The following is a 20593-nucleotide window of genomic DNA, read 5'->3' as shown; positions in this document are numbered from 1 at the left end:
AGGTCCTCCCTTAAATCAGTCGCGCGCCGTCGGCGTCGAAATAGAGCGGGGCGATGGGCTCGATCTTGACAAGATCGCCGCTCCGCAAGGCGGTATGTGGTTCGACGACTGTTACGATGCTCTGCCCCCGGAAGGAAAGATGCAAACGCGTCTGGTCGCCGAGCCGTTCGACCCGGTTGACAAGCCCCTCCTCCCCCTGCCCGAGCCTGATATGCTCAGGCCTGAGCCCGATATGAACAGCGCGGGCCGGCATGGACGGGAAGAGATCTGCGGGCATAATGTTGATGCGCGGCTGGCCCAGCCTAGCTGCGGCGTACAGGCTCACCGGCTGCTCATAGACCTCGCGCGGCGGACCGAACTGCACCAGTCGACCATGATCGAGAACGCCGACATGCGTCGCCATGGTCATGGCCTCAACCTGATCATGGGTGACATAAAGCAGCGTCGCGCCGGAATTGGCCTGAATGCTCTTCAGTTCGACGCGGAGATCGGCGCGCAGTTTCGCGTCCAGCGAACTCAGCGGCTCATCCATCAGATAGATCTGCGGATTGCGCACCAGCGCCCGGCCTATCGAAACCCGCTGCATTTCCCCGCCGGAAAGCGCGGTCGCCTTGTTGTCAAGTTTGTGCGAGATGCGCAGCGTCTCGGCCACAGCAGCCACTTTGCGCTCGATTTCGGCGGCCGGCGTTTTCAAAAGCGGCGAGCGCAGCGGAAAAGCGAGGTTTTCCCGCACCGTCAGATGCGGATAGAGCGAATATTGCTGGAAGACCATCGCGACATTGCGCTCGGCGGGCGAAAGACCCTTCATCGAGCGGCCGCCGATCCGCACATCGCCACTCTCGGGTTCTTCCAGTCCCGATATGATGCGCAACGTCGTGGTCTTGCCGGCGCCGGTGGGGCCGAGCAGGACGACGAAGGAGCCATCCGCCACGGTCATGGAGACGTCGTCCAGCGCCTGATGGCCGGAAAAGCTCTTGCTGATCGATTGCAACACCACCTCAGCCATGGACGAGCACTCCTTCATTGGCTTCGGACACCAGAGCGCGGCCGCGCTCGCCGGCGAACAGGGTCACCGTGCGGCTGTCGAAGTCGAGGCCGACCGTCTCGCCGGTCCGGACAATCTCGGATGAGGAAATCCGCGCCTTGATCGGCCCATTGGCGGTGGCGAGGCGCACGATCTGGGTGGTTCCCAGATATTCCGTCGCCTCGATCCGGGCGCGATAGGGGGAAGCGTCGGAAAGCCGGATATGTTCGGGGCGAACGCCTAATGTCAGCGCGCCCTCGGCCCCTTGCCGCGATTTGGGCACGGCAATCCTCTGGCCATCGAGATGCACGTGATCGCCGCCGATGCCGATCATGCCCTGGAATTCAAGGAAATTCATCGGCGGCGACCCGATGAAGTCGGCGACGAAGCGCGTCGCCGGCCAGTCATAGATCTGCTGCGGCGGGCCCAGTTGTTCAACGACGCCATGGTTCATCACCGCGATCTTGTCGCCCATCTGCATGGCTTCCAGCTGATCATGGGTGACATAGACAGTGGTGGCGCCGATCCGGTCATGCAGCGCGCGCAACTCCTCCGCCATATGTTCGCGGAATTCCGCGTCGAGCGCGCCGAGCGGTTCATCCATGAAGAAGGCCTTGGGGCGGCGGACGATGGCGCGGCCGAGCGCAACGCGCTGGCGGTCGCCGCCCGACAGGCCTCCGACCGGCTTATCGAGGATGGATTCGATCCTCAGGATACGCGCGACGTCTTCGACCCGCGTCTTGACCTCGGGTTTGGGCACGCCCTGGCTCAACAGCGGATAGGCGATGTTGCGGCGGACATTCATATGCGGATAAAGCGCGAACATCTGGAAGACGAAAGCGATGTCGCGCTGGCTGGCCCGTTTCATGCCGACTTCGTCACCATCGATGAAGATTTCACCGCTGCTCGGCAGTTCGAGCCCCGCCATCATGCGAAGCGTCGTGGTCTTGCCGCAGCCGGAGGGGCCGAGCAGCATGAAGAATTCGCCATCCTCAATGGTGAAGCTCGAAGACTGCACCGCCGTGAAGCTTCCGAACTCCTTGCGCAGCCTGTCGATTCTGATCTGCGCCATGTTCTACTCCGGAAAATGACTGACGATAACGAACATCACAGTTCCCACCAGCGTCACCAGGAAGGAATAGCTGTAGAGCGCCATGGCGAAGGGCTGCATCATCATCAGCACGCCAAGCGCGATGAGGGTGGACGCGAGCAACTCCCATTCATTGCGCCTGAAGCGGCGCAGTCCCGTTAGAAACCGGCTCATTTTCTCACCGCCCCGAATGTGATGCCGCGCAGCAGATGCTTGCGTAGCAGAATGGTGAAGACCACGACCGGCACGAGGAACAATGTCGCTCCCGCCGCGACCGCCGGCCAATCCTGGCCGCTGACGCCGATGATGGTAGGGATGAAAGGCGGCGCTGTCTGCGCCGTGCCAGACGTCAGTAGCACCGCGAAGGCGTATTCGTTCCAGGCGAAGATCAGGCAGAAGATCGCGGTCGAGGCGATGCCGGTCACCGCCTGCGGCAGCACGACCTTGTAGAAGGCCTGGAAGCGGGTGTAGCCGTCGATCAGCGCCGCCTCTTCATATTCGATCGGGATTTCGTCGATGAAGCCCTTGAGCAGCCAGACCGACAGCGACAGGTTGACGGCGGTGTAGAGCAGGATCAGCCCGGCATGGGTGTCGCTGAGCCCCAGCGAGCGGAACATCAGGAAGATCGGGATCGCCACGGCGATCGGCGGCATCATGCGCGTCGACAGGATGAAGAACAGGAGATCATCCTTGAGCGGCACTTTGAAGCGGGAAAAGGCATAGGCGGCGGCCGTGCCCAGCACGATGCACAGCAGCGTCGAGCCAAAGCCGATCACCACCGAATTGTAGAAGCGCTCGCCGTAGCGCGAGGGACCCGCGATCACCAGACCATCCTTGCGCACCAGCGCCTCATACCAGGTCTTCGGCTCGCCCAGCGCCTTGAGATCCTCTTCCGAGACCCGCGTGCGGGTGGTGAAGAGATTGACGTAGCCTTCGAGCGTCGGCGTGAACAATACCTTGGGCGGATAAGCGATGGCGTCGGACGGCGTCTTGAAGCCGGTGGCGATGATCCAGACGAGCGGCATGATGGTGACGACCGCGTAGAAGATCACCAAGGCGCCGGCCACCCATTTTTGCCGAAGCGAGGGTTCGGTGACGGAATAGCTGCTCATCGTTCTTTCACCTTGTTGAGCGCCTTCACATAGATCGAGGCGAGGCCGAACACCGTTACGAACAGGATCACCGCATAGGCCGAGGCGTAGCCGGTGCGCCATTTCTCAAACGCCTCGCGCTTGAGATTGATCGAGGTGAGTTCGGTGATCGAGCCCGGGCCGCCGCCGGTCAGTTGCACGACGAGGTCGAACATCTTGAAATTCTCGATGCCGCGAAACAGGATCGCCAGCATCAGGAAGGGCAGCACCAGCGGAATGGTGATCGTCCAGAACTGCCGCCATTTGCTGGCTCGATCGCATTCGGCCGCCTCATAGATGCTGTCGGGAATGGAGCGCAACCCCGCCAGGCAGATCAGCATCACGAAAGGCGTCCACATCCAGGTGTCGACGATGACGATCGACCAGGGGGCGAGCGAAACATCGCCGATCATGGTGAAGCTCGACGGGTCAAGCCCGGTGAAGAAGCCGACGACATAATTGAACAGGCCGATCTGCGGCTGGTAGAGAAAGGTCCAGAAATTGCCGACCACCGCCGGGCTCAGCATCATCGGCAGCACGATGATCGTGGTCCAGAGATCGTTGCCGCGAAACTTCTTGTTGATCAGATAGGCCAGCGAAAAGCCGATCAGCACTTGCAGGGCAATGGTCCAGAACAGGAAATGCGCGGTGGCCTGCATCGTCTGCCAGATGTCGCTGTCGGTGAGGATGCGCTCATAATTCTTGAGGCCAACGAAAGTCGGCGCTTCATTGGGGCGGTTGACGCGGAAGTTGGTGAAGCTCAGCCTGATTGTCCAGATGAGCGGGAAGATATTGACCGCGAGCAGCAAGAGGATCGTGGGCGTCACGAAGATCCAGGCGATGGCGCGATCGGACATGCCTCGGACCCGACTGGAAACCCCGGGCGGCGTAACGCGCGCGAGGCGATCGATGGCGCGATCGGACATGGCTGCACCTGTTCTGAAGACTGACATCAATGGCTGTTCGGTGCGGAGCCGACAATGTCGGCTCCGCTGGGGACCGCCTGAGCGATCCGGGAGAGATCAGAGCTTGCCTTCGTCCTCGAAGACTTCGGTCCAATCCTTGACCAGGCCGTCAAGCGCTTCCTTGGCCGTACCCTGGCCTGCGATCGCATAGTCGTGGAAACGTTTCTGCGACGCCTGCAGCAGCGAGGCGTAGGAGGGCTCGGCCCAGAAATCCTTCACGATCGCCATGGAATCGAGGAAGGTCTGCGCGTAAGGCTGGCTGGTGGCGAAAGACGGATCCTCGACCACCGAGCGCAGGGCGGAATAGCCGCCGAGCGACCACCATTTCTGCTGGATTTCCGATTGAGCGAACCACTTGATGTAGTCGAGCGCCGCCTGCTGCTTGCTCGACGCCGCGACCACCGAAATGCCCTGGCCGCCCAACTGGGCGAACTGCTTGCCGTCGGGGCCGGCGGGGTTCGGGAAATAACCGGACTTGTCGCCGCCGACATTCGGGTCGGCGTTGATGCCCGGCCAGATGAAGGCGAAGTTCATTTGCAACGCCACCTGCCCGGATTTATAGGCGTCGATATTTTCCGACATATAGGCGTCGGAGGAGCCCGGCGGCGTGCAGCAATCATAGAGCGACTTGTAATATTCGAGGCCGGCGATCGCCTGCGGTGAATTGACGAAGCCTTCCATCTCATAGGGCTTTTGCGGATTCTGATATTCGAAGCCGAAACTGTAGAGCACATCCATCGCGCCCATGGTGATGCCTTCAGAGCCGCGTTCGGTATAGATCGCGGCGCCATAGACGGTTTTGCCGTCGATCTCGCGCTTCTGGAAGAATTCGGCGATGTCCTTCAGTTCGGCGAATGTCCTGGGTACTTCGAGGTCGCGGCCATACTTCTTCTTGAACTCGTCGCGCAGTTCAGGACGTGAGAACCAGTCCTTGCGATAGGTCCAACCCACCACGTCGCCAAAGGCCGGCAGCGCCCAGTAGTTGGGCGTGTTCTTCGGCCATTCGGCATAGCCGACCACGGTGGCGGGAATGAAATTCTCCATCTTGATTCCTTCCTTGTCGAAGAAATCGTTGAGCTTCACATATTGACCATTCTCGGCCGCGCCGCCGATCCACTGGCTGTCGCCGATCATCAGGTCGCAGAGTTTGCCGCCGGAATTGAGCTCATTGAGCATGCGGTCGGCGAAATTCGGCCATGGCACGAATTCGAACTTCATCTTGTGGCCGGATTTCGCCTCGAAATCCTTGCTCAGCTCCACCAGCGCATTGGCCGGATCCCAGGCCGCCCAGCAGAGCGTCAGTTCGTCCGCCTTGGCGGCCGTCGTTCCCGTCAGGCTGGCGGCGATGAGCGCGCCGGCGGCAACAGTGGATTTCATGAATGCCGATGTCATGACCTTCTCCTCCCTCAATGGCTCCCGACCTCCATCGGGAGAAATGCCGCCCCTCGAGGCGGCGACCTCTGGACATGCGCGATCCGGCGGCCTCCTCCAAAGCCTGGACGCGGTTTCCGCGCCTGCCGTGCATCGTCATCTCCTGATCGGAGTCTATAATTGAGGTGCGCACCTCAAGGCAAGTTAATTTTGAGGTGCGCACCTCAATTTGTTGCTTTTCGCTTGAAATTGTTGGAAAAGTCTTTTTCCAAAGACCCTAGTGAACTGCATATGCCATGATGAGACCCACCGCCAAAGATCTCGCCGAAGCCGCGGGCGTCAGCCTCGCGACGGTGGATCGCGTGCTCAATGACCGGCCGAATGTCAGCGAAAAGGCGGCGCGCAAGGTCAATGAGGCGATCGAGCGGATCGGATTCATCCGCAATCCGGCCGCCGTCAATCTGGCGCGCAATCGGGTCTATCGTTTCCGGTTCGTGCTGCCGATCGCGGGCGACCAGTATCTCCGCGAGCTTCTCAGTCAGGTCGAAGAGGCCCGCGACGCGCTCCGCGCCGATCTGACCGATATCGATGTCGCCCAGGTTCCGGTCGGCGATCCGCATGCGCTGGCGAACTATCTCTCCGGACTCTCCCCCGACCTCCTCGACGGCGTCGCCATCATGGCGCCGGAATCGCCCCAGGCGCGCGACGCGATGGCGCGGCTGATCGAACGCGGCGTCAAGGTGGTGCAATTCCTGTCAGGTCAGGAGAAACTGGATGACGCCGATTTCGTCGGGGTCAACAACCATGCCGCCGGCGCAACCGCAGGCAAGATCATCGGACGCTTTCTCGGCGACAAGCCCGGCAAGATCATGGTCGTGGCCGAAACCATGATGGCGCAGGACAGCATCGAACGGCGTCGCGGCTTTGACAGCATCCTCAACAGCCGCTTCCCGCATCTCTGTCCCCTGCCCTCGCTCGAAACATATGGCGACGAAAAACGCGCGCGCCAGGTGATCCGCCGGGTGCTCGAACATCATCAGGATGTGCGCGCCGTTTATGTGCTGAGTTCGGAGGCTCGCGCCCCGGTCGCCGCGGTGGAGCAGCATATCGATCCCCAACGGCTGACCATTGTCGTGCATGAGCGGACACCGTTCAGCGAAGAGGCGCTGAAGGACGAGCGCATCGACGCCATCATCGCCCAAGACCCCGGCCACGCCGTGCGCAGCGCGATCCGCATCATGCGGGCGCGGCTCGAACAGCGAGAACCGATCGCCTCGCAGGAAAAAATCCGGATCGAAGTGCTGCTCAAGGAAAACATCTGAACGGCGCCTGCCCTTCTCCTTCAATGCAGAAAACGACCCGGGGTTTTGCCGGTGTCCGCTGGACATCGCTGTCACAGGGGAGCATGCCGGCTGAACCCTATGGCCCTTCAGCGCTCACGGTCGGGAGTGCAAGATCATGGCCGCAGAGCATCTTCCCCGGCGTCGGATACCGGGACCCGACGATAGACGGGCGTTTTGTTCTGAGACGGAAAGCAGAAAAGTCGATAAGTCTTACTCCATCGCAACATCTGCGCCGGAGATCTGGCGTGAAAATTGCTTAAAACCAAGGCATATCTATAGGGAGATCGCATTGGCAGACTTCACGCCCATCCTCTGCATCGTGACCGGATTGTGTTGGGCGCACGTCGTCGCGACCTGGTCGCCCGGCGTTTCGTCCTCACGCGCAAGCCTTGCCAGGGCGACGGTCGCCTGCAGCCTGTTTCTGACCTTGATTTCCCTGATCGTCGCCAAAACCGATCTCGCAACGGGCGTGATCGCGATCGTTATCAGCACAGCCGTCGCCTGCCTCGTCGGCAGATTGCGTTCTTCGACCGCCGCCTTGTCAGCCGCGAGCGCGCCCTTCGCCGCTTATCTCGCCGGGGCAACCCGCTGATCATGGCGAAGCTTGCCACCGATCTGACCGTGCTGGTCATCGATGAAAATGCGATCCGCGCCTCGATCATCGAGGAAGGACTCAACGAGGCCGGCCATCTCAATGTGCGGGTGATCCACGAGATGCAGGGCGTCGCGCGACTGATCGAGACGCTGGATCCGGATGTGATCATCATCGACATCGAAAACCCCAACCGGGATATGATGGAGCACATGTTTCAACTCAGCCGTTCGGTGTCCCGGCCGATCGCCATGTTCGTCGACAGATCCGATTCCGCCGCCATCGAGGCGGCCGTCGATGCCGGCGTGTCCGCCTATGTGGTCGACGGATTGAAGAAAGAGCGGATCAAGCCGATCCTCGACATGGCGGTGAGCCGGTTCAACGCGTTCAGCCGCCTGCAGCGAGAACTGGCGGAGGCGCGCAATGCGCTCGAAGAGCGCAAAGTCATTGAACGCGCCAAGGGCATCCTCATGAAAATGCGCGGACTCGGTGAAGAAGAGGCTTTCGCGCTGCTTCGGCAGACGGCCATGAACGAGAAGAAAAAGCTGGCGGACATCGCCCAAAGCGTCGTTACGGCCGCGAGTCTGCTGCTGTGAGCTGGGCGCTGATCGACGAATGCTGGAGAGCAAACTAATGGCCACGACATTGGGCGACGACACAGCGAAGACCCCCGCCTTGGTTCGCGAAGGCGCGCAAAAAACCATTCGGGCGGGCTTCATCCCCTTGATGGACGCGTCGATTCTCATCGTTGCGGCGGAATTGGGCTTCGCCGAAAAAGAGGGACTGCGCCTCGATCTGGTGCGCGACGTATCGTGGGCCAATGTACGCGACCGCCTTGCCTTCAGGCAGTTCGACGTCGCCCATATGCTTTCGCCAATGCCGGTCGCGTCCATGCTGGGGCTGGGGTCCAACCCTTCGCCGACCATCGCGCCGTTCTCGTTCGGTCGGGGCGGCAATGCCATCACGCTGTCAGCTCGCATTTTCCTGCGCATGAAATCCGCAACCGGCCTCACGGACGACGCAAGCGCGCTGGCGAATGCCAGAGCGCTGGCGAAATTGCTCGCCGAAATGCGGGCACGCGGAGAACCCGCGCCAACGCTCGGCATGACCTATCCGTTTTCCTCGCACAATTACGAGTTTCGCTACTGGCTGGCGGCGGGTGGAATCGACCCCGATCGCGATGTGAAATTGGTCGTGGTGCCACCACCTTTGACCTCAGATGCGCTGGCTGCGGGCGAAATCGACGGTTTCTGCGTCGGAGCCCCCTGGAACATGATCGCATCCGAACGCGGCGCAGGACGGATCGTGGCGGCCAAACAGGACATCTGGCCCCTGGCTCCGGAAAAAGTGCTGGGCATGAGGCCCGATTGGGCCGAGGCCAACAGCGACACGGTCTGCCGCCTGATCGTCGCCCTGGATCGGGCGGCGCGCTGGTGCGACGAAACCAGCCACCATGACGAGCTCGCGGAAATTCTCGCCGCTCCCGCCTATATCGCAGCGCCCAAAGGCATCATTCGTCGCGTCCTCAGCGGCGAATTCAGCCTCGACGCCCAGGGCACAACCAGGGTCATTCCCGACTATTTCCTCTTCCATCGGGGAGAAGCGAACTATCCGCGACTCGATCAGGCGACCTGGATCTACAGCCAGATGATCCGCTGGGGTCAGACCTCATTCGCCATCGAGGGGCTGGCGCGGGCGCAGAGCGCCTTCCGACCCGATCTCTATCGCATGGCCTTGGGCGCGGACGCCTCAGTTCCGACGGACGAGACAGAAAGGAGCGCTCCGGGTTACGACGGCTTCATGGACGGCCAGCGCTTCGATCCAGAGAACGTCGAGGCGTATGTCCAACGCTTCGCCGTGCGTTCGAGCGCGGCGGCCCCGGATGGAATTGCTGAAGCCTGACAGATCGCAATGCACATTCCTGAGGCATTTGCATGCATTGCAAGGCTGGCGAACGGGCAACTCCATGCATTCGCCGTTGCGCAAGCCAATCATCATCATCGCCTAAAACTCTATATTTGCGAATGCTTAAGCCGACACTGGAGCATCTGGCATGCAAGTTGCATAGATGGCTCTGTCCGCGGTCAATGGCGATCGCAGGACGGATGAGCGCCAGATCTGGCGCGTAAAACCATCAGACATCGACGTCGCAGGCTTTTTTGTCGTCCGGCTCCTCCCGCCCGGACCTGGCAGATCAGCACGCGGCGTTTTTTTGTTTTCCGATTTCCGTCGCACTCCAGAGGGACCGAAGAACCATGACGAAGACCACAGGAATGACCATCAGCCGCCGTCAAATCCTCAAGGCCGGCTCTGCGGCGACGCTCGCAGGCGCAATCCGCCTCGCCTTCCCGTCTGGCGCTTTTGCCGCCACGTCCGGACCTGAGGTCACGGGCGTCAAGCTCGGTTTCATCGCGCTCACCGACGCAGCCCCGCTGATCATCGCCAAGGAGAAGGGCCTGTTCGAAAAGCATGGCCTGCCCGATGTCGAGGTGTTGAAGCAGGCGTCCTGGGGCGCGACACGCGACAATCTCGTGCTCGGCGGCGAAGCCAACGGCATCGACGGCGCGCATATCCTGACGCCGATGCCCTACCTGATCTCGACCGGCAAGGTGACGCAGAACAAGGTGCCGGTGCCGATGTCGATCATCGCCCGCCTCAATCTCGACAGCCAGGGCATCTCCGTCGCAAAACAATATGCTGACACCGGCGTCCAGCTCGATGCGTCCAAGCTGAAGGAGGCTTTCGCGGCCAAGAAGGCCGCTGGCGACGAGATCAAGGTCGCCATGACCTTCCCCGGCGGCACGCATGACCTGTGGATCCGTTACTGGCTCGCCGCCGGCGGCATCGATCCGGACAAGGATGTCTCCACCATCGTCGTGCCGCCGCCGCAGATGGTCGCCAATATGAAGGTCGGCAACATGGACGCCTTCTGCGTCGGCGAGCCCTGGAACGAGCAACTCGTCAATCAGGGCATCGGCTTTACCGCCTGCACCACAGGCGAACTCTGGAAGGGCCATCCGGAAAAGGCGCTGGCGCTCCGTTCCGACTGGATCGAGAAGCACCCGAACGCGACCAAGGCGCTGATGATGGCCGTGATGGAAGCCCAGATCTGGGCCGACAGCATGGACAACAAGGAAGAACTCTCGACCATCCTCGGCAAACGTCAGTGGTTCAATGTGCCGCCAAAGGATGTCGCAGGCCGCCTCAAGGGCACGATCAATTACGGCAATGGCCGCAAGATCGAAAACACCGGCCTTGAGATGAAATTCTGGAAGGATCACGCCTCCTATCCTTTCAAGAGCCATGACGCCTGGTTCCTGACCGAAAATGTCCGCTGGGGCAAATTCGCGCCCGACACCGATATCAAGGCTTTGGTCGACAAGGTGAACCGCGAGGACATCTGGCGCGCCGCCGCCAAGGATCTCGGCATTGCCGCCGCAGACATTCCAGCCTCCACGTCGCGCGGGCCGGAGACATTCTTCGACGGCAAGGTTTTCGATCCTGAAAATCCAGCAGCCTATCTCGACAGCCTGACCATCAAGGCCAGCGCCTGATGCGCTCTTGTCCCTCGCCCTATGCCGGCGGGGGCGCCATCGCGCCGACCGACATTGCTCGAAAGAGGACCATTTCATGACTGCAACCGCCCGAAAAAGCATTTCCGAGCCAATAGCGGCCATCGCCGCCGCGCAAGGCGGAGGAGCCGTCGTCCAGATGACCCGGCGTCCCGCGCCGCGCCTGAAACTACACGGCCCCATCGGAAGCGTGATGCGCTCCGTCCTGCCGCCGATGCTGGTGCTGATCGCCCTTCTCGGACTCTGGCAGATCCTCTGTTCCGGCCCCGGCGCGACGCTTCCGCCGCCATCGCAGGTCTGGATCGACAGCTATGATCTGATCGCCTATCCGTTCTTCGACTATGGATCGCAGGATATCGGCTTGGCCTGGCGAGTTCTCGTCTCGCTGCAGAGGGTTGCAGTCGGTTTCGGGCTCGCGGCCATCGCCGGCGTCTTGCTCGGCGCGGTGGTCGGCCAGTCGGTCTGGGCCATGCGCGGACTCGATCCGATCTTCCAGATCCTGCGCACCGTGCCGCCGCTTGCCTGGCTGCCGCTGTCGCTCGCCGCCTTTCAGGACAGCAATCCATCGGCAATCTTTGTGATCTTCATTACCTCGATCTGGCCTGTGATCATCAACACCGCCGTCGGCGTGCGCAACATCCCCGACGATTATCGCAACATCGCGCGTGTGCTCCGGCTCAACCCGCTGGAGTTCTTCTTCAAGATCATGATTCCGGCCGCAGCCCCCTACATCTTCACCGGCTTGCGGATCGGCGTCGGCCTGTCCTGGCTGGCGATCGTGGCGGCTGAAATGCTGACCGGCGGCGTCGGCATCGGTTTCTTCATCTGGGATGCGTGGAATTCTTCTCGCCTCTCCGACATCATCGTGGCGCTCGCTTATATCGGCGTGACCGGCTTTGTCCTCGACAAGCTCGTCGCCCTCGTCGGCAGCGTCGTCACCCGCGGCACCGCCAAGAACTGAGGAGACGAGCCCATGACCGCCTATCTCAAGATCGACCATATCGACAAAAGCTTCGAACGCGGCGGCGCCCGCACCGACGTGCTCAAGGACGTGACGCTGACCATCGACAAGGGCGAATTCGTCTCGATCATCGGCCATTCCGGCTGCGGAAAATCGACCCTTCTCAACCTGATCGCTGGATTGACGCGGGTCACGGCGGGAGCCGTGCTCTTGGAAAACCAGGAGGTCAACGCGCCCGGTCCCGAACGCGCCGTCGTCTTCCAGAACCATTCGCTGCTGCCCTGGCTGACCGTCTACGAAAATGTCAATCTCGCCGTCGCCAAGGTTTTCGCCGGCAAGAAAAGCCGTGCCGAAAAGCATGAATGGGTGATGCGCAATCTCGACCTCGTGCAGATGGCGCATGCGAAAGACAAGCGGCCCGCCGAAATCTCCGGCGGCATGAAGCAGCGCGTCGGCATTGCCCGGGCGCTAGCCATGGAGCCAAAAATCCTGTTGCTCGACGAGCCCTTCGGCGCGCTCGATGCGCTGACCCGAGCCCATCTTCAGGATGCGGTGATGGAGATCCATTCCCGGCTCGGCAATACGATGATCATGATCACCCATGACGTCGACGAGGCCGTGCTCCTGTCTGATCGCATCGTCATGATGACAAACGGCCCCGCCGCCCGCATCGGCGAGATTCTGGACGTCCCGATCCCCCGCCCGCGCGACCGCATCGCGCTGGCCGCCGACCGAACCTATCTCAAATCCCGCGAAGCCGTGCTCAAGTTCCTCTACGAACGTCACCGCTTCGTCGAAGCCGCGGAGTAAGAACCATGGCGCAAAAACTTGTGATCATCGGCAATGGCATGGCCCCCGGCCGTATGCTGGAAGAGCTGTTCGAAAAAGCCTCGGGCCTGTTCGAGGTGACCATTTTCAACGCCGAACCGCGGGTCAATTATGACCGCATCATGCTTTCGCCGGTTCTCTCCGGGGAAAAGACCTATGAGGACATCGTCATCCATGACGACGCCTGGTACGCAGCCCATGGCGTGACCCTGAACAAGGGGGCGAAAGTCACCGAGATCGACCGGCATGCCAAGACAGTCACCGCCGCCAACGGCGTGACGGCATCCTATGACAGGCTGGTGATCGCCACGGGGTCGCTGCCGTTCATCATCCCGGTTCCCGGCCATCAATTGCCCGGCGTACTGGCTTACCGCGACCTCGACGACGTCGAGAAGATGCTGGAGATCGCCAAGGGCAAGGGGCGTGCGATCGTCATCGGCGCGGGGCTTCTCGGGCTTGAGGCCGCCTACGGCCTGAAGCGCCAGGGCATGGAGGTCACAGTCATCCATCTGATGCCGACGATCATGGAGCGGCAGCTCGACCCGGCTGCGGCCTATCTGCTCGAAAAGGCGCTGACCGAACGCGGCATCGAGATCATCACCAAAGCCAACACCAAGCAGATCCTCGGCGCAGAAAAGGTCGAGGGCATCGAGCTTGAGGATGGCCGCGTCATCTCGGGCGACATGGTGGTGATGGCGGTCGGCATTCGTCCGGCGTCCAGCCTCGCCAAGGACGCAAGTCTCGCCGTCAACCGCGGCATCGTCGTCGATGACGGCATGATGACCTCGGACCCCAATATCTTCGCGCTCGGCGAATGCGCGGAACATCGCGGGACGTGCTACGGCCTGGTTGCGCCGCTTTATGAGGCAGCCCGGGTTCTCGCCGATCGGCTGACCGGCGGATCATCCGAATATCATGGCTCCGTCGTCAATACAAAGCTCAAGGTTACCGGCATCAACCTGTTCTCCGCCGGCGACTTCGCGGAGGCGCCGGATCGGGAAGAGATCGTGCTGCGCGATGCCTCGGCCGGCGTCTACAAGCGCCTCGTGCTCAAGGACAACAAGATCCTCGGCGCCGTGCTCTATGGCGATACTGCGGATGGCTCCTGGTTCTTCGACCTGATGAAGCGCGGAACCGATGTTTCGGCCATGCGCGAAACCCTGATCTTCGGCCAGTCGTTTCAGGGGGGCGCTCCGCTGGACCCTATGGCGGCCGTTGCAGCCTTGCCGGATGATGCGGAAATCTGCGGCTGCAACGGCGTCTGCAAGGGCAAGATCACCTCGGCGATCACGGCCAAGGGCCTGACGACGCTCGACGGCGTCCGCGCCCACACCAAGGCCTCCGCCTCCTGCGGCAATTGCACCGGCCTTGTCGAACAGCTGATGTCGCTGACGCTGGGCGACGCCTATAATCCCGCCGCTGTCACCCCGATGTGCGGCTGCACGGAGCTGGGTCATGACGATGTCCGCCGGCTGATCAAGGCCAAGGGTCTGAAGACAATTCCGGCCGTCATGCAGGAGCTGGAGTGGAAAACCTCCTGCGGCTGCGCCAAATGCCGACCGGCGCTCAACTACTATCTCGTATGCGATTGGCCAGACGAATATGCCGACGACTACCAGTCGCGTTTCGTCAATGAGCGCGTTCACGCCAATATCCAGAAGGATGGCACCTATTCGGTTGTGCCGCGGATGTGGGGCGGCGTGACCAACGCTGCGGAATTGCGCGCGATTGCCGACGTGGTCGACAAGTTCGAGATACCGCTTGTGAAGGTCACTGGCGGCCAGCGCATCGATCTCCTGGGCATCGAGAAGGAAGATCTGCCCGCCGTCTGGGCCGATCTGGGCAAGGCCGGTTTTATCTCCGGCCAGGCCTACGCCAAGGGCCTGCGCACGGTGAAGACCTGTGTCGGCGAACAATGGTGCCGCTTCGGCACGCAGGATTCGACCGGGCTCGGCATCCGCATCGAAAAATTCATGTGGGGCTCCTGGACGCCTGCAAAGCTCAAGCTCGCCGTATCGGGCTGTCCGCGCAACTGCGCGGAAGCGACCTGCAAGGATATCGGCGTCATCTGCGTGGATTCCGGCTTCGAGATCCATTTTGCCGGCGCCGCCGGGCTCGACATCAAGGGCACCGATATTCTCGGCCTCGTGAAGACCGAAGACGAGGCGCTGGAGCATATCGTGGCGCTGACGCAGATGTATCGCGAGCAGGGGCGCTATCTCGAACGCATCTACAAATGGGCAAAACGCATCGGCCATGACGAGATCCGCCGGCAGATCATGGCGGATCACGACAAGCGGCGCGCCTATTTCGACCGCTTCGTCTTCAGCCAAACATTCGCCCAGGTCGATCCCTGGTCGGAACGCGTCTCCGGCAAGGACAAGCACGAGTTCAAGCCGATGGCGACTATCGGCTTCCATCAGGCGGCGGAGTGAGATCATGGACAGCAACTGGATCGCCATCGGCCATATCGACGACATTCCGCTACGCGGCGCCCGCTGTGTGAAGACGCCGCAAGGCAAGATCGCCGTCTTCCGCACGGCCGAAAACGAGGTTTTCGCCATCGAGGATCAATGCCCGCACAAAGGCGGGCCGCTCAGCCAGGGCATCGTGCATGGCAAATCCGTCACCTGCCCGCTGCACAACTGGGTGATTTCGCTTGAAAGCGGCCAAGCGCTCGGCGCGGATGACGGCGCGGTCCGCACCATGCCGGTGCGCAACATCGACGGACGTCTGTCGATCCGACTTACACCCGTGATGATGGCGGCGGAATGATGTCAGCTCGCCGCCTCGATCTCTTTGCGGGCGCAACTGGCGAGGAAGGCAGAACGCGTCAGCCCGCGCCGCGCCGCCGTCTCGTCGATGGCTCTGAGCGTGCCGGCTTCAAACGTGACATTGGCGCGCACGATGCGGCTGTCATCCTCAATCAACGGAATGCGGATCAGAAACGCGCCCTCGGCCAGCTCCTGGCGCACATCGTCGCGCGCCAGGATCGCCTCCAGGGACGAGGCGTCAGGCAAGGTTTCGTCCTCCGCCCAGAGCTGCAGCGCCTCGATGGCGTTGCCGATAATATCCGCCTCCTCGTCCGCCGCCGAAAACACCTGCGGAAGATCAGGGAACGCGATCCCGAACGCCGATTGCGGGTCTTTGTGAACGAGGGCGAAATAGCTGCGCATGGTCATATCCATCCTGCCTGCCGGGCAATGCTGCGCGCAGTGCCGATGGGCAGGTCCTTCTTGGGGTGGGGGACAATGACGGTTCGACCGTCCTTGCGGAACTTGTGGTGCGATCCCTTGACCGCCACCAGCTCGAAACCGTCGTCCTTGAGACGCTGGATGATCTTTCGGCTGTCGCACTCCATGAACGCCTCTTTTGATGCGCATTTATATACACACTCAGATCAAGTGATGCAACTAGTCGCGGGAACCAAAGACGTTCGGCAGCCCCCGCCCTTCAGGGCACGTTATGGAAAAAACTCCTATGCCGCATGATGTGAAAACAACCTGCCCTTATTGCGGCGTCGGCTGCGGCGTCATTGCTCGAGTGGAGGAAGACGGTCGCGTCAGCGTAAAAGGCGATCCGGAGCACCCGGCCAATTTCGGTCGGCTCTGCTCCAAAGGATCGGCGCTGGCCGAAACGCTCGATCTCGACGGGCGGGCGCTCTACCCGGAAGTCGGCGGCGTGAGAAAGAGCTGGGATGAGGCCCTCGAACTCGTCGCCTGGAGCTTCCGCCAGACCATCGCCGAGCATGGGCCGGACGCGGTCGCCTTCTACATTTCCGGGCAGATGCTGACCGAAGATTACTACGTCGCCAACAAGCTGATGAAAGGTTTCATCGGCTCGGCGAATATCGACACCAATTCGCGGCTGTGCATGGCGTCTTCGGTCGCCGGCCATCGCCGCGCTTTCGGCTCGGACACCGTGCCGGGTTGCTATGAAGATCTCGAACTGGCTGATCTCGTGGTTCTCGTCGGCTCGAACATGGCATGGTGCCACCCGGTGCTCTACCAGCGCCTGGCGGCAGCGAAAGCCAGCCGGCCCATGATGAAGGTCGTCGTCATCGACCCTCGCCGGACAGCGAGCTCCGACATCGCCGACATGCATCTTCAGTTGCTTCCGGATGGCGACGTCGCACTCTTCAACGGGCTGCTCAGCTATCTGGCGGAAAACGGCGGCGTCGACGAGGAGTTCGTGGGCAACCACACATCGGGCATCGGCGAGGCGTTGGTCGCGGCCGGGCGGCTCGATATGACTGAGATCACTGAGGCCACCGGCCTGTCGTCTCTGGCGCTGCGCCAGTTCTTCCGCCTGTTCCGCGATCGGGAACGCGTCGTCACCTGCTACAGCCAGGGCGTCAACCAGTCGGCTTCCGGAACGGACAAGGTCAACGCCATCATCAATTGCCATCTAGCCACAGGCCGCATCGGCCGGCCGGGCATGGGGCCGTTTTCGCTCACCGGCCAGCCGAACGCCATGGGCGGACGCGAAGTCGGCGGGCTCGCCAATATGCTCGCCGCCCATATGGCGATCGAAGATCCCGAGCACAGAGATCTGGTGAAACGCTTCTGGAACGCGCCGACAATGGCAGACAAGCCCGGCCTCAAGGCGGTCGACATGTTCAAAGCGGTCGCGGACGGACGCATCAAGGCGATCTGGATCATGTCCACCAATCCTGTCGTATCCATGCCCGACGCGAACTTCGTGCGCGGGGCGCTTCAATCATGCCCTTTCGTGGTGGTTTCCGACATCCAGACAAACACCGATACGGCCCGGCTCGCACATGTCTTGCTTCCGGCCGCCGGCTGGGGCGAGAAATCAGGCTCAGTGACGAATTCCGAACGACGAATCTCCAGGCAGCGGGCCTTTCTGGCGACGCCCGGAGAAGCGCAACCGGACTGGAGGCAATTGGCGGAAGTGGGCAAACGCATGGGTTTCACCTCGGCTTTCGACTACGCCTCGCCTTCCGCGATCTTTCTGGAACACGCGGCGTTGTCCGCCTTCGAAAACGGGGAGAAACGCGATTTCGACATCGGCGCCTATGCGGATATCGATGAACAGGCCTATGAGAGCCTCGCGCCATTCCAATGGCCCTGTCCGAAGAATGAACAGCCTCGCGCCCGGTTTTTCGCGGATGGGCGTTTCTTCACGGCCGATGGCAAAGCCCGACTCACGCCTGTTCACGCTGCGGCGCGGAAAGAGTTGGACCATCGTCATCCCTTCACGCTGAACACCGGTCGTATCCGCGACCAGTGGCACACGATGACTCGGACGGGCAAAAGTCCGCGTCTTTCCGCCCATATCGCCGAACCGTTTTGCGAGATCCATCCGCTCGATGCGCGCAATCACGATATCGGCGACGCCGATCTCGTCAGCGTTCACAACGCCGGAGGCGTTTCGATCATTGTCCGCGCGCTGATCACCGACCGCCAGATACGCGGCTCGGTCTTCGTTCCGATGCATTGGACTGGAGAGACGGCGCCGAGCGCGCGGGTCGACAGTCTCGTCCCGTCCCACGTCGATCCGATCTCCGGTCAGCCAGCTTTGAAGATGGCGCGCGTTTCCGTGAGCCGTTATCGGCCAGAGGCGTATGGCTTTCTGGTGTCGTCCAGACGTCCCATCGACTTGCCGTTTTCCTATTGGGCCATCGCGAAGACGCAAGGCGGCTATCGATTGGAGTTCGCGGGCGATCCACCCGCCGATGGCTGGGAAGCCTGGCTGCGCCAAACTCTGCGATTGAATGGAAATCATGACCTTTCCGGCTATCATGACAGGCAGGCGGGGGATCATCGACTACTCGCTTTTGAGGGCGAGCAACTGGCCGCCGCCCTGTTTACCGCCCCGGGGCCCGTCGAAGTCTCACGCCAATGGGTCGCCGGACAATTGACCGAGCGCCATGCGGATTTCCACGCGCGCTCCATGCTGATCGCCGGTCGGCCAACGGCCGGAACGCCGGACAAGGGCGCGATCGTCTGCTCCTGTTTTTCGGTCGGCGTGAACGAGATACACGCTGCCGCGCAAGACGGCTGCCGATCGGTGGAGGCCATCGGCGCGGCCTTGAACGCTGGAACCAATTGCGGCTCATGCCGCCCTGACATCAGGAGGATTCTCGATGCGATCCATATCCTTGCCGCCGAATGACACCGCGCCGCGTATCGAACCCCTGGCCAAGCTGCCGGTCTTCTGGAACCTCGCGGGCAAGCGCGTGGTCATGGCCGGCGGCGGCGAAGGCGCGGCATGGAAAACGGAACTCCTGCTGGCCTGCGGCGCCGTGGTCGATCTTTACTGTTCGACGGCCGAACTCAGCGATTCCATGGCCTCCCTGCTCGATCGGCCCGACATCAGGCATCATGCGCATCCCTGGCGCTTCGACATTTTCGCCGGCGCCGCGCTGGCCCTCGCTGACCTTGATGGCGATGAAGAAGCGCGCGCGTTTTTTTGCGCCGCGCGGGCGGCGGGCGTCCCCGTCAACGTGATCGACAAGCCGGCCTTCTGCCAGTTTCAGTTCGGCTCCATCGTCAATCGCTCGCCGGTTATCGTGTCGATCTCCACCGATGGGGCCGCGCCGGTGCTGGCTCAGGCCATCCGCCAGCGGATCGAAACGCTTCTTCCGCCAGCGCTGAAACAATGGGCCGAGCTTGCGCAATCGCTTCGCAAAGCTGTCAGCCACAGACTGCCGCCAGGCCTGAGCCGCCGCCTGTTCTGGGAGCGTTTCGCCGCCCGAAGCCTTTCGACGAATGAACCGCCGGACGAAGACGCGACGCATCGCCTTCTATCGTCTCTGGACCATGTTTCCCCAACGGCGACCGTCGGCTCGGTGACGCTGGTTGGGGCCGGCCCAGGCGACGCCGAACTGCTGACGCTCAAGGCCATGCGCGCCTTGCAAGCCGCAGACGTCATCCTTTTTGATGACCTCGTTTCGCCGGAAGTGCTGGAACTTGCCCGACGTGAGGCGAAACGCTTCTTGGTTGGCAAGAGAGGCGGACGCGAAAGCTGTCGCCAGGATGACATCAACGACATGATGGTGCGCTTCGCCAAGGCCGGCAAGCGCGTGGTGCGTCTCAAATCGGGCGACCCCATGATATTCGGGCGAGCGGGGGAAGAAATCCTCAGGCTGCAACGGGAGGGCATAGAAGTGGAAGTCGTGCCCGGCGTCACTGCGGCCTCAGCCATGGCCGCTGCGTTCAAGACGTCGCTCACCCATCGCGATCACGCCCAGCAGGTTCGGTTCGTAACAGCTCATTCGCGCCACCATGACTTGCCGAAGACCCTTGATTGGCCGTCGCTGTCGTCACCCAACCAGACCACCGTGTTCTACATGGGCGGCCGCATGGCGGGGCGGATCGAGCAACGTCTGCGCGAGGGCGGCATGCCAGCCGACACGCCGGTGGTGGTGATGTCGTCGGTCAGCCGAACAACGGAGCGCCGCTGGGCGGGAGCGCTCGCAAGCCTTCCCGACGCCATGCGCGCCATCGGCGTCGATCAACCCGTGTTGATCGGCGTCGGAGAGGTTTTCGCCGCCGTCGCAGTCGCCTATGGCAAAGAGGATCAGAGACAAAACAAGCAGATACAGCGCCATATGTGAATGGAGCGATATGCTTGCTGTCCGGTTCGGGGCCGCTCAACTTGCGTTCCGGAGCGTTTTGCCGAGACCTTGCCAGCCTTTTCCGGGGCCAGGCTGACTGTTGACGTCTTTCCGTGTCATGCGCCGCCGCATCCC

At 61.8% G+C, this 20593-nt stretch carries 19 protein-coding genes; 11 read left to right on the top strand and 8 right to left on the bottom strand.

Features of this window, described 5'->3' with window-relative positions:
- Positions 1-10 precede the first annotated feature (10 nt).
- From M2360_RS07915 to M2360_RS07890, 6 genes are all read right to left on the bottom strand, one after another.
- A complete protein-coding gene (locus tag M2360_RS07915) occupies positions 11-1006 on the bottom strand; it encodes an ABC transporter ATP-binding protein (RefSeq protein ID WP_280774213.1) in 996 nt (331 codons plus the stop codon).
- Complete coding sequence (locus tag M2360_RS07910; RefSeq protein WP_280774211.1) at positions 999-2096, bottom strand: ABC transporter ATP-binding protein; 1098 nt, start codon at positions 2094-2096, stop codon at positions 999-1001. The genes M2360_RS07915 and M2360_RS07910 overlap by 8 nt, the downstream gene beginning before the upstream one ends.
- 3 nt (positions 2097-2099) lie before the next feature.
- Complete coding sequence (locus M2360_RS07905; RefSeq protein WP_280774210.1) at positions 2100-2288, bottom strand: hypothetical protein; 189 nt, start codon at positions 2286-2288, stop codon at positions 2100-2102.
- Positions 2285-3226, bottom strand: coding sequence for a carbohydrate ABC transporter permease (locus M2360_RS07900; RefSeq protein ID WP_182829626.1), 942 nt, complete (start codon positions 3224-3226; stop codon positions 2285-2287). Before M2360_RS07900 ends, M2360_RS07905 begins: the two co-directional genes overlap by 4 nt.
- Positions 3223-4170: a sugar ABC transporter permease gene (locus tag M2360_RS07895; RefSeq protein WP_280774207.1), complete on the bottom strand. Its 948-nt coding sequence runs from the start codon at positions 4168-4170 to the stop codon at positions 3223-3225. Before M2360_RS07895 ends, M2360_RS07900 begins: the two co-directional genes overlap by 4 nt.
- Positions 4171-4266: 96 nt before the next feature.
- Positions 4267-5586 (bottom strand): extracellular solute-binding protein, encoded by a 1320-nt coding sequence (locus M2360_RS07890; protein WP_280774509.1) that lies wholly within the window; start codon positions 5584-5586, stop codon positions 4267-4269.
- Positions 5587-5879: 293 nt separating this feature from the next.
- Here M2360_RS07890 and M2360_RS07885 point away from each other — a divergent pair, with 293 nt between their 5' ends.
- The 9 genes from M2360_RS07885 to nirD all read left to right on the top strand — a co-directional run bounded on the left by M2360_RS07885 (position 5880) and on the right by nirD (position 15651).
- Complete coding sequence (locus M2360_RS07885; protein ID WP_280774508.1) at positions 5880-6902, top strand: LacI family DNA-binding transcriptional regulator; 1023 nt, start codon at positions 5880-5882, stop codon at positions 6900-6902.
- 136 nt (positions 6903-7038) lie between these two features.
- Positions 7039-7515 (top strand): hypothetical protein, encoded by a 477-nt coding sequence (locus tag M2360_RS07880; RefSeq protein WP_280774205.1) that lies wholly within the window; start codon positions 7039-7041, stop codon positions 7513-7515.
- A gap of 2 nt (positions 7516-7517) precedes the next feature.
- Positions 7518-8111 (top strand): ANTAR domain-containing response regulator, encoded by a 594-nt coding sequence (locus tag M2360_RS07875; protein ID WP_280774204.1) that lies wholly within the window; start codon positions 7518-7520, stop codon positions 8109-8111.
- Between the two features lie 37 nt (positions 8112-8148).
- Positions 8149-9417, top strand: a complete 1269-nt coding sequence (locus M2360_RS07870; protein ID WP_280774202.1) for a CmpA/NrtA family ABC transporter substrate-binding protein — start codon at positions 8149-8151, stop codon at positions 9415-9417.
- A 353-nt stretch (positions 9418-9770) separates the two neighbouring features.
- Positions 9771-11069, top strand: a complete 1299-nt coding sequence (locus M2360_RS07865) for a CmpA/NrtA family ABC transporter substrate-binding protein (protein WP_280774201.1) — start codon at positions 9771-9773, stop codon at positions 11067-11069.
- Positions 11070-11145: 76 nt separating this feature from the next.
- The gene (ntrB, locus tag M2360_RS07860; protein WP_280774199.1) at positions 11146-12048 is read left to right on the top strand and encodes a nitrate ABC transporter permease; all 903 of its coding nucleotides are present in this window, start codon (positions 11146-11148) and stop codon (positions 12046-12048) included.
- 12 nt (positions 12049-12060) lie between these two features.
- Entirely contained in the window at positions 12061-12858 is a 798-nt protein-coding gene (locus M2360_RS07855; RefSeq protein WP_280774197.1) for an ABC transporter ATP-binding protein, read from the top strand.
- Positions 12859-12863: 5 nt separating this feature from the next.
- Complete coding sequence (gene nirB / locus M2360_RS07850) at positions 12864-15311, top strand: nitrite reductase large subunit NirB (protein WP_280774196.1); 2448 nt, start codon at positions 12864-12866, stop codon at positions 15309-15311.
- A 4-nt stretch (positions 15312-15315) separates the two neighbouring features.
- Positions 15316-15651 (top strand): nitrite reductase small subunit NirD, encoded by a 336-nt coding sequence (gene nirD, locus M2360_RS07845; protein WP_280774194.1) that lies wholly within the window; start codon positions 15316-15318, stop codon positions 15649-15651.
- A 2-nt stretch (positions 15652-15653) separates the two neighbouring features.
- On the opposite strand, the gene M2360_RS07840 is transcribed toward nirD, so the two are convergent.
- A complete protein-coding gene (locus M2360_RS07840; RefSeq protein ID WP_280774192.1) occupies positions 15654-16052 on the bottom strand; it encodes a type II toxin-antitoxin system HicB family antitoxin in 399 nt (132 codons plus the stop codon).
- 2 nt (positions 16053-16054) lie between these two features.
- Entirely contained in the window at positions 16055-16237 is a 183-nt protein-coding gene (locus tag M2360_RS07835) for a type II toxin-antitoxin system HicA family toxin (protein ID WP_137154353.1), read from the bottom strand.
- Between the two features lie 119 nt (positions 16238-16356).
- Between M2360_RS07835 and M2360_RS07830 the strand changes: the two genes are divergently transcribed.
- Positions 16357-19014 (top strand): nitrate reductase, encoded by a 2658-nt coding sequence (locus tag M2360_RS07830; protein ID WP_280774506.1) that lies wholly within the window; start codon positions 16357-16359, stop codon positions 19012-19014.
- Positions 18986-20458 carry a siroheme synthase CysG gene (gene cysG / locus M2360_RS07825; protein WP_280774189.1) on the top strand — a complete coding sequence of 491 codons (1473 nt, stop codon included), beginning with the start codon at positions 18986-18988 and terminating at the stop codon, positions 20456-20458. Before M2360_RS07830 ends, cysG begins: the two co-directional genes overlap by 29 nt.
- Positions 20459-20593: the final 135 nt, after the last annotated feature.

The sequence above is a fragment of the Rhizobium sp. SG_E_25_P2 genome, assembly GCF_029892285.1.
In the GTDB taxonomy this organism is placed as follows: Bacteria; Pseudomonadota; Alphaproteobacteria; order Rhizobiales; family Rhizobiaceae; genus Rhizobium_E.
The sequence above is the reverse complement of the archived record's forward strand: the minus strand, read 5'-3'. Positions and strand labels throughout refer to the sequence as shown.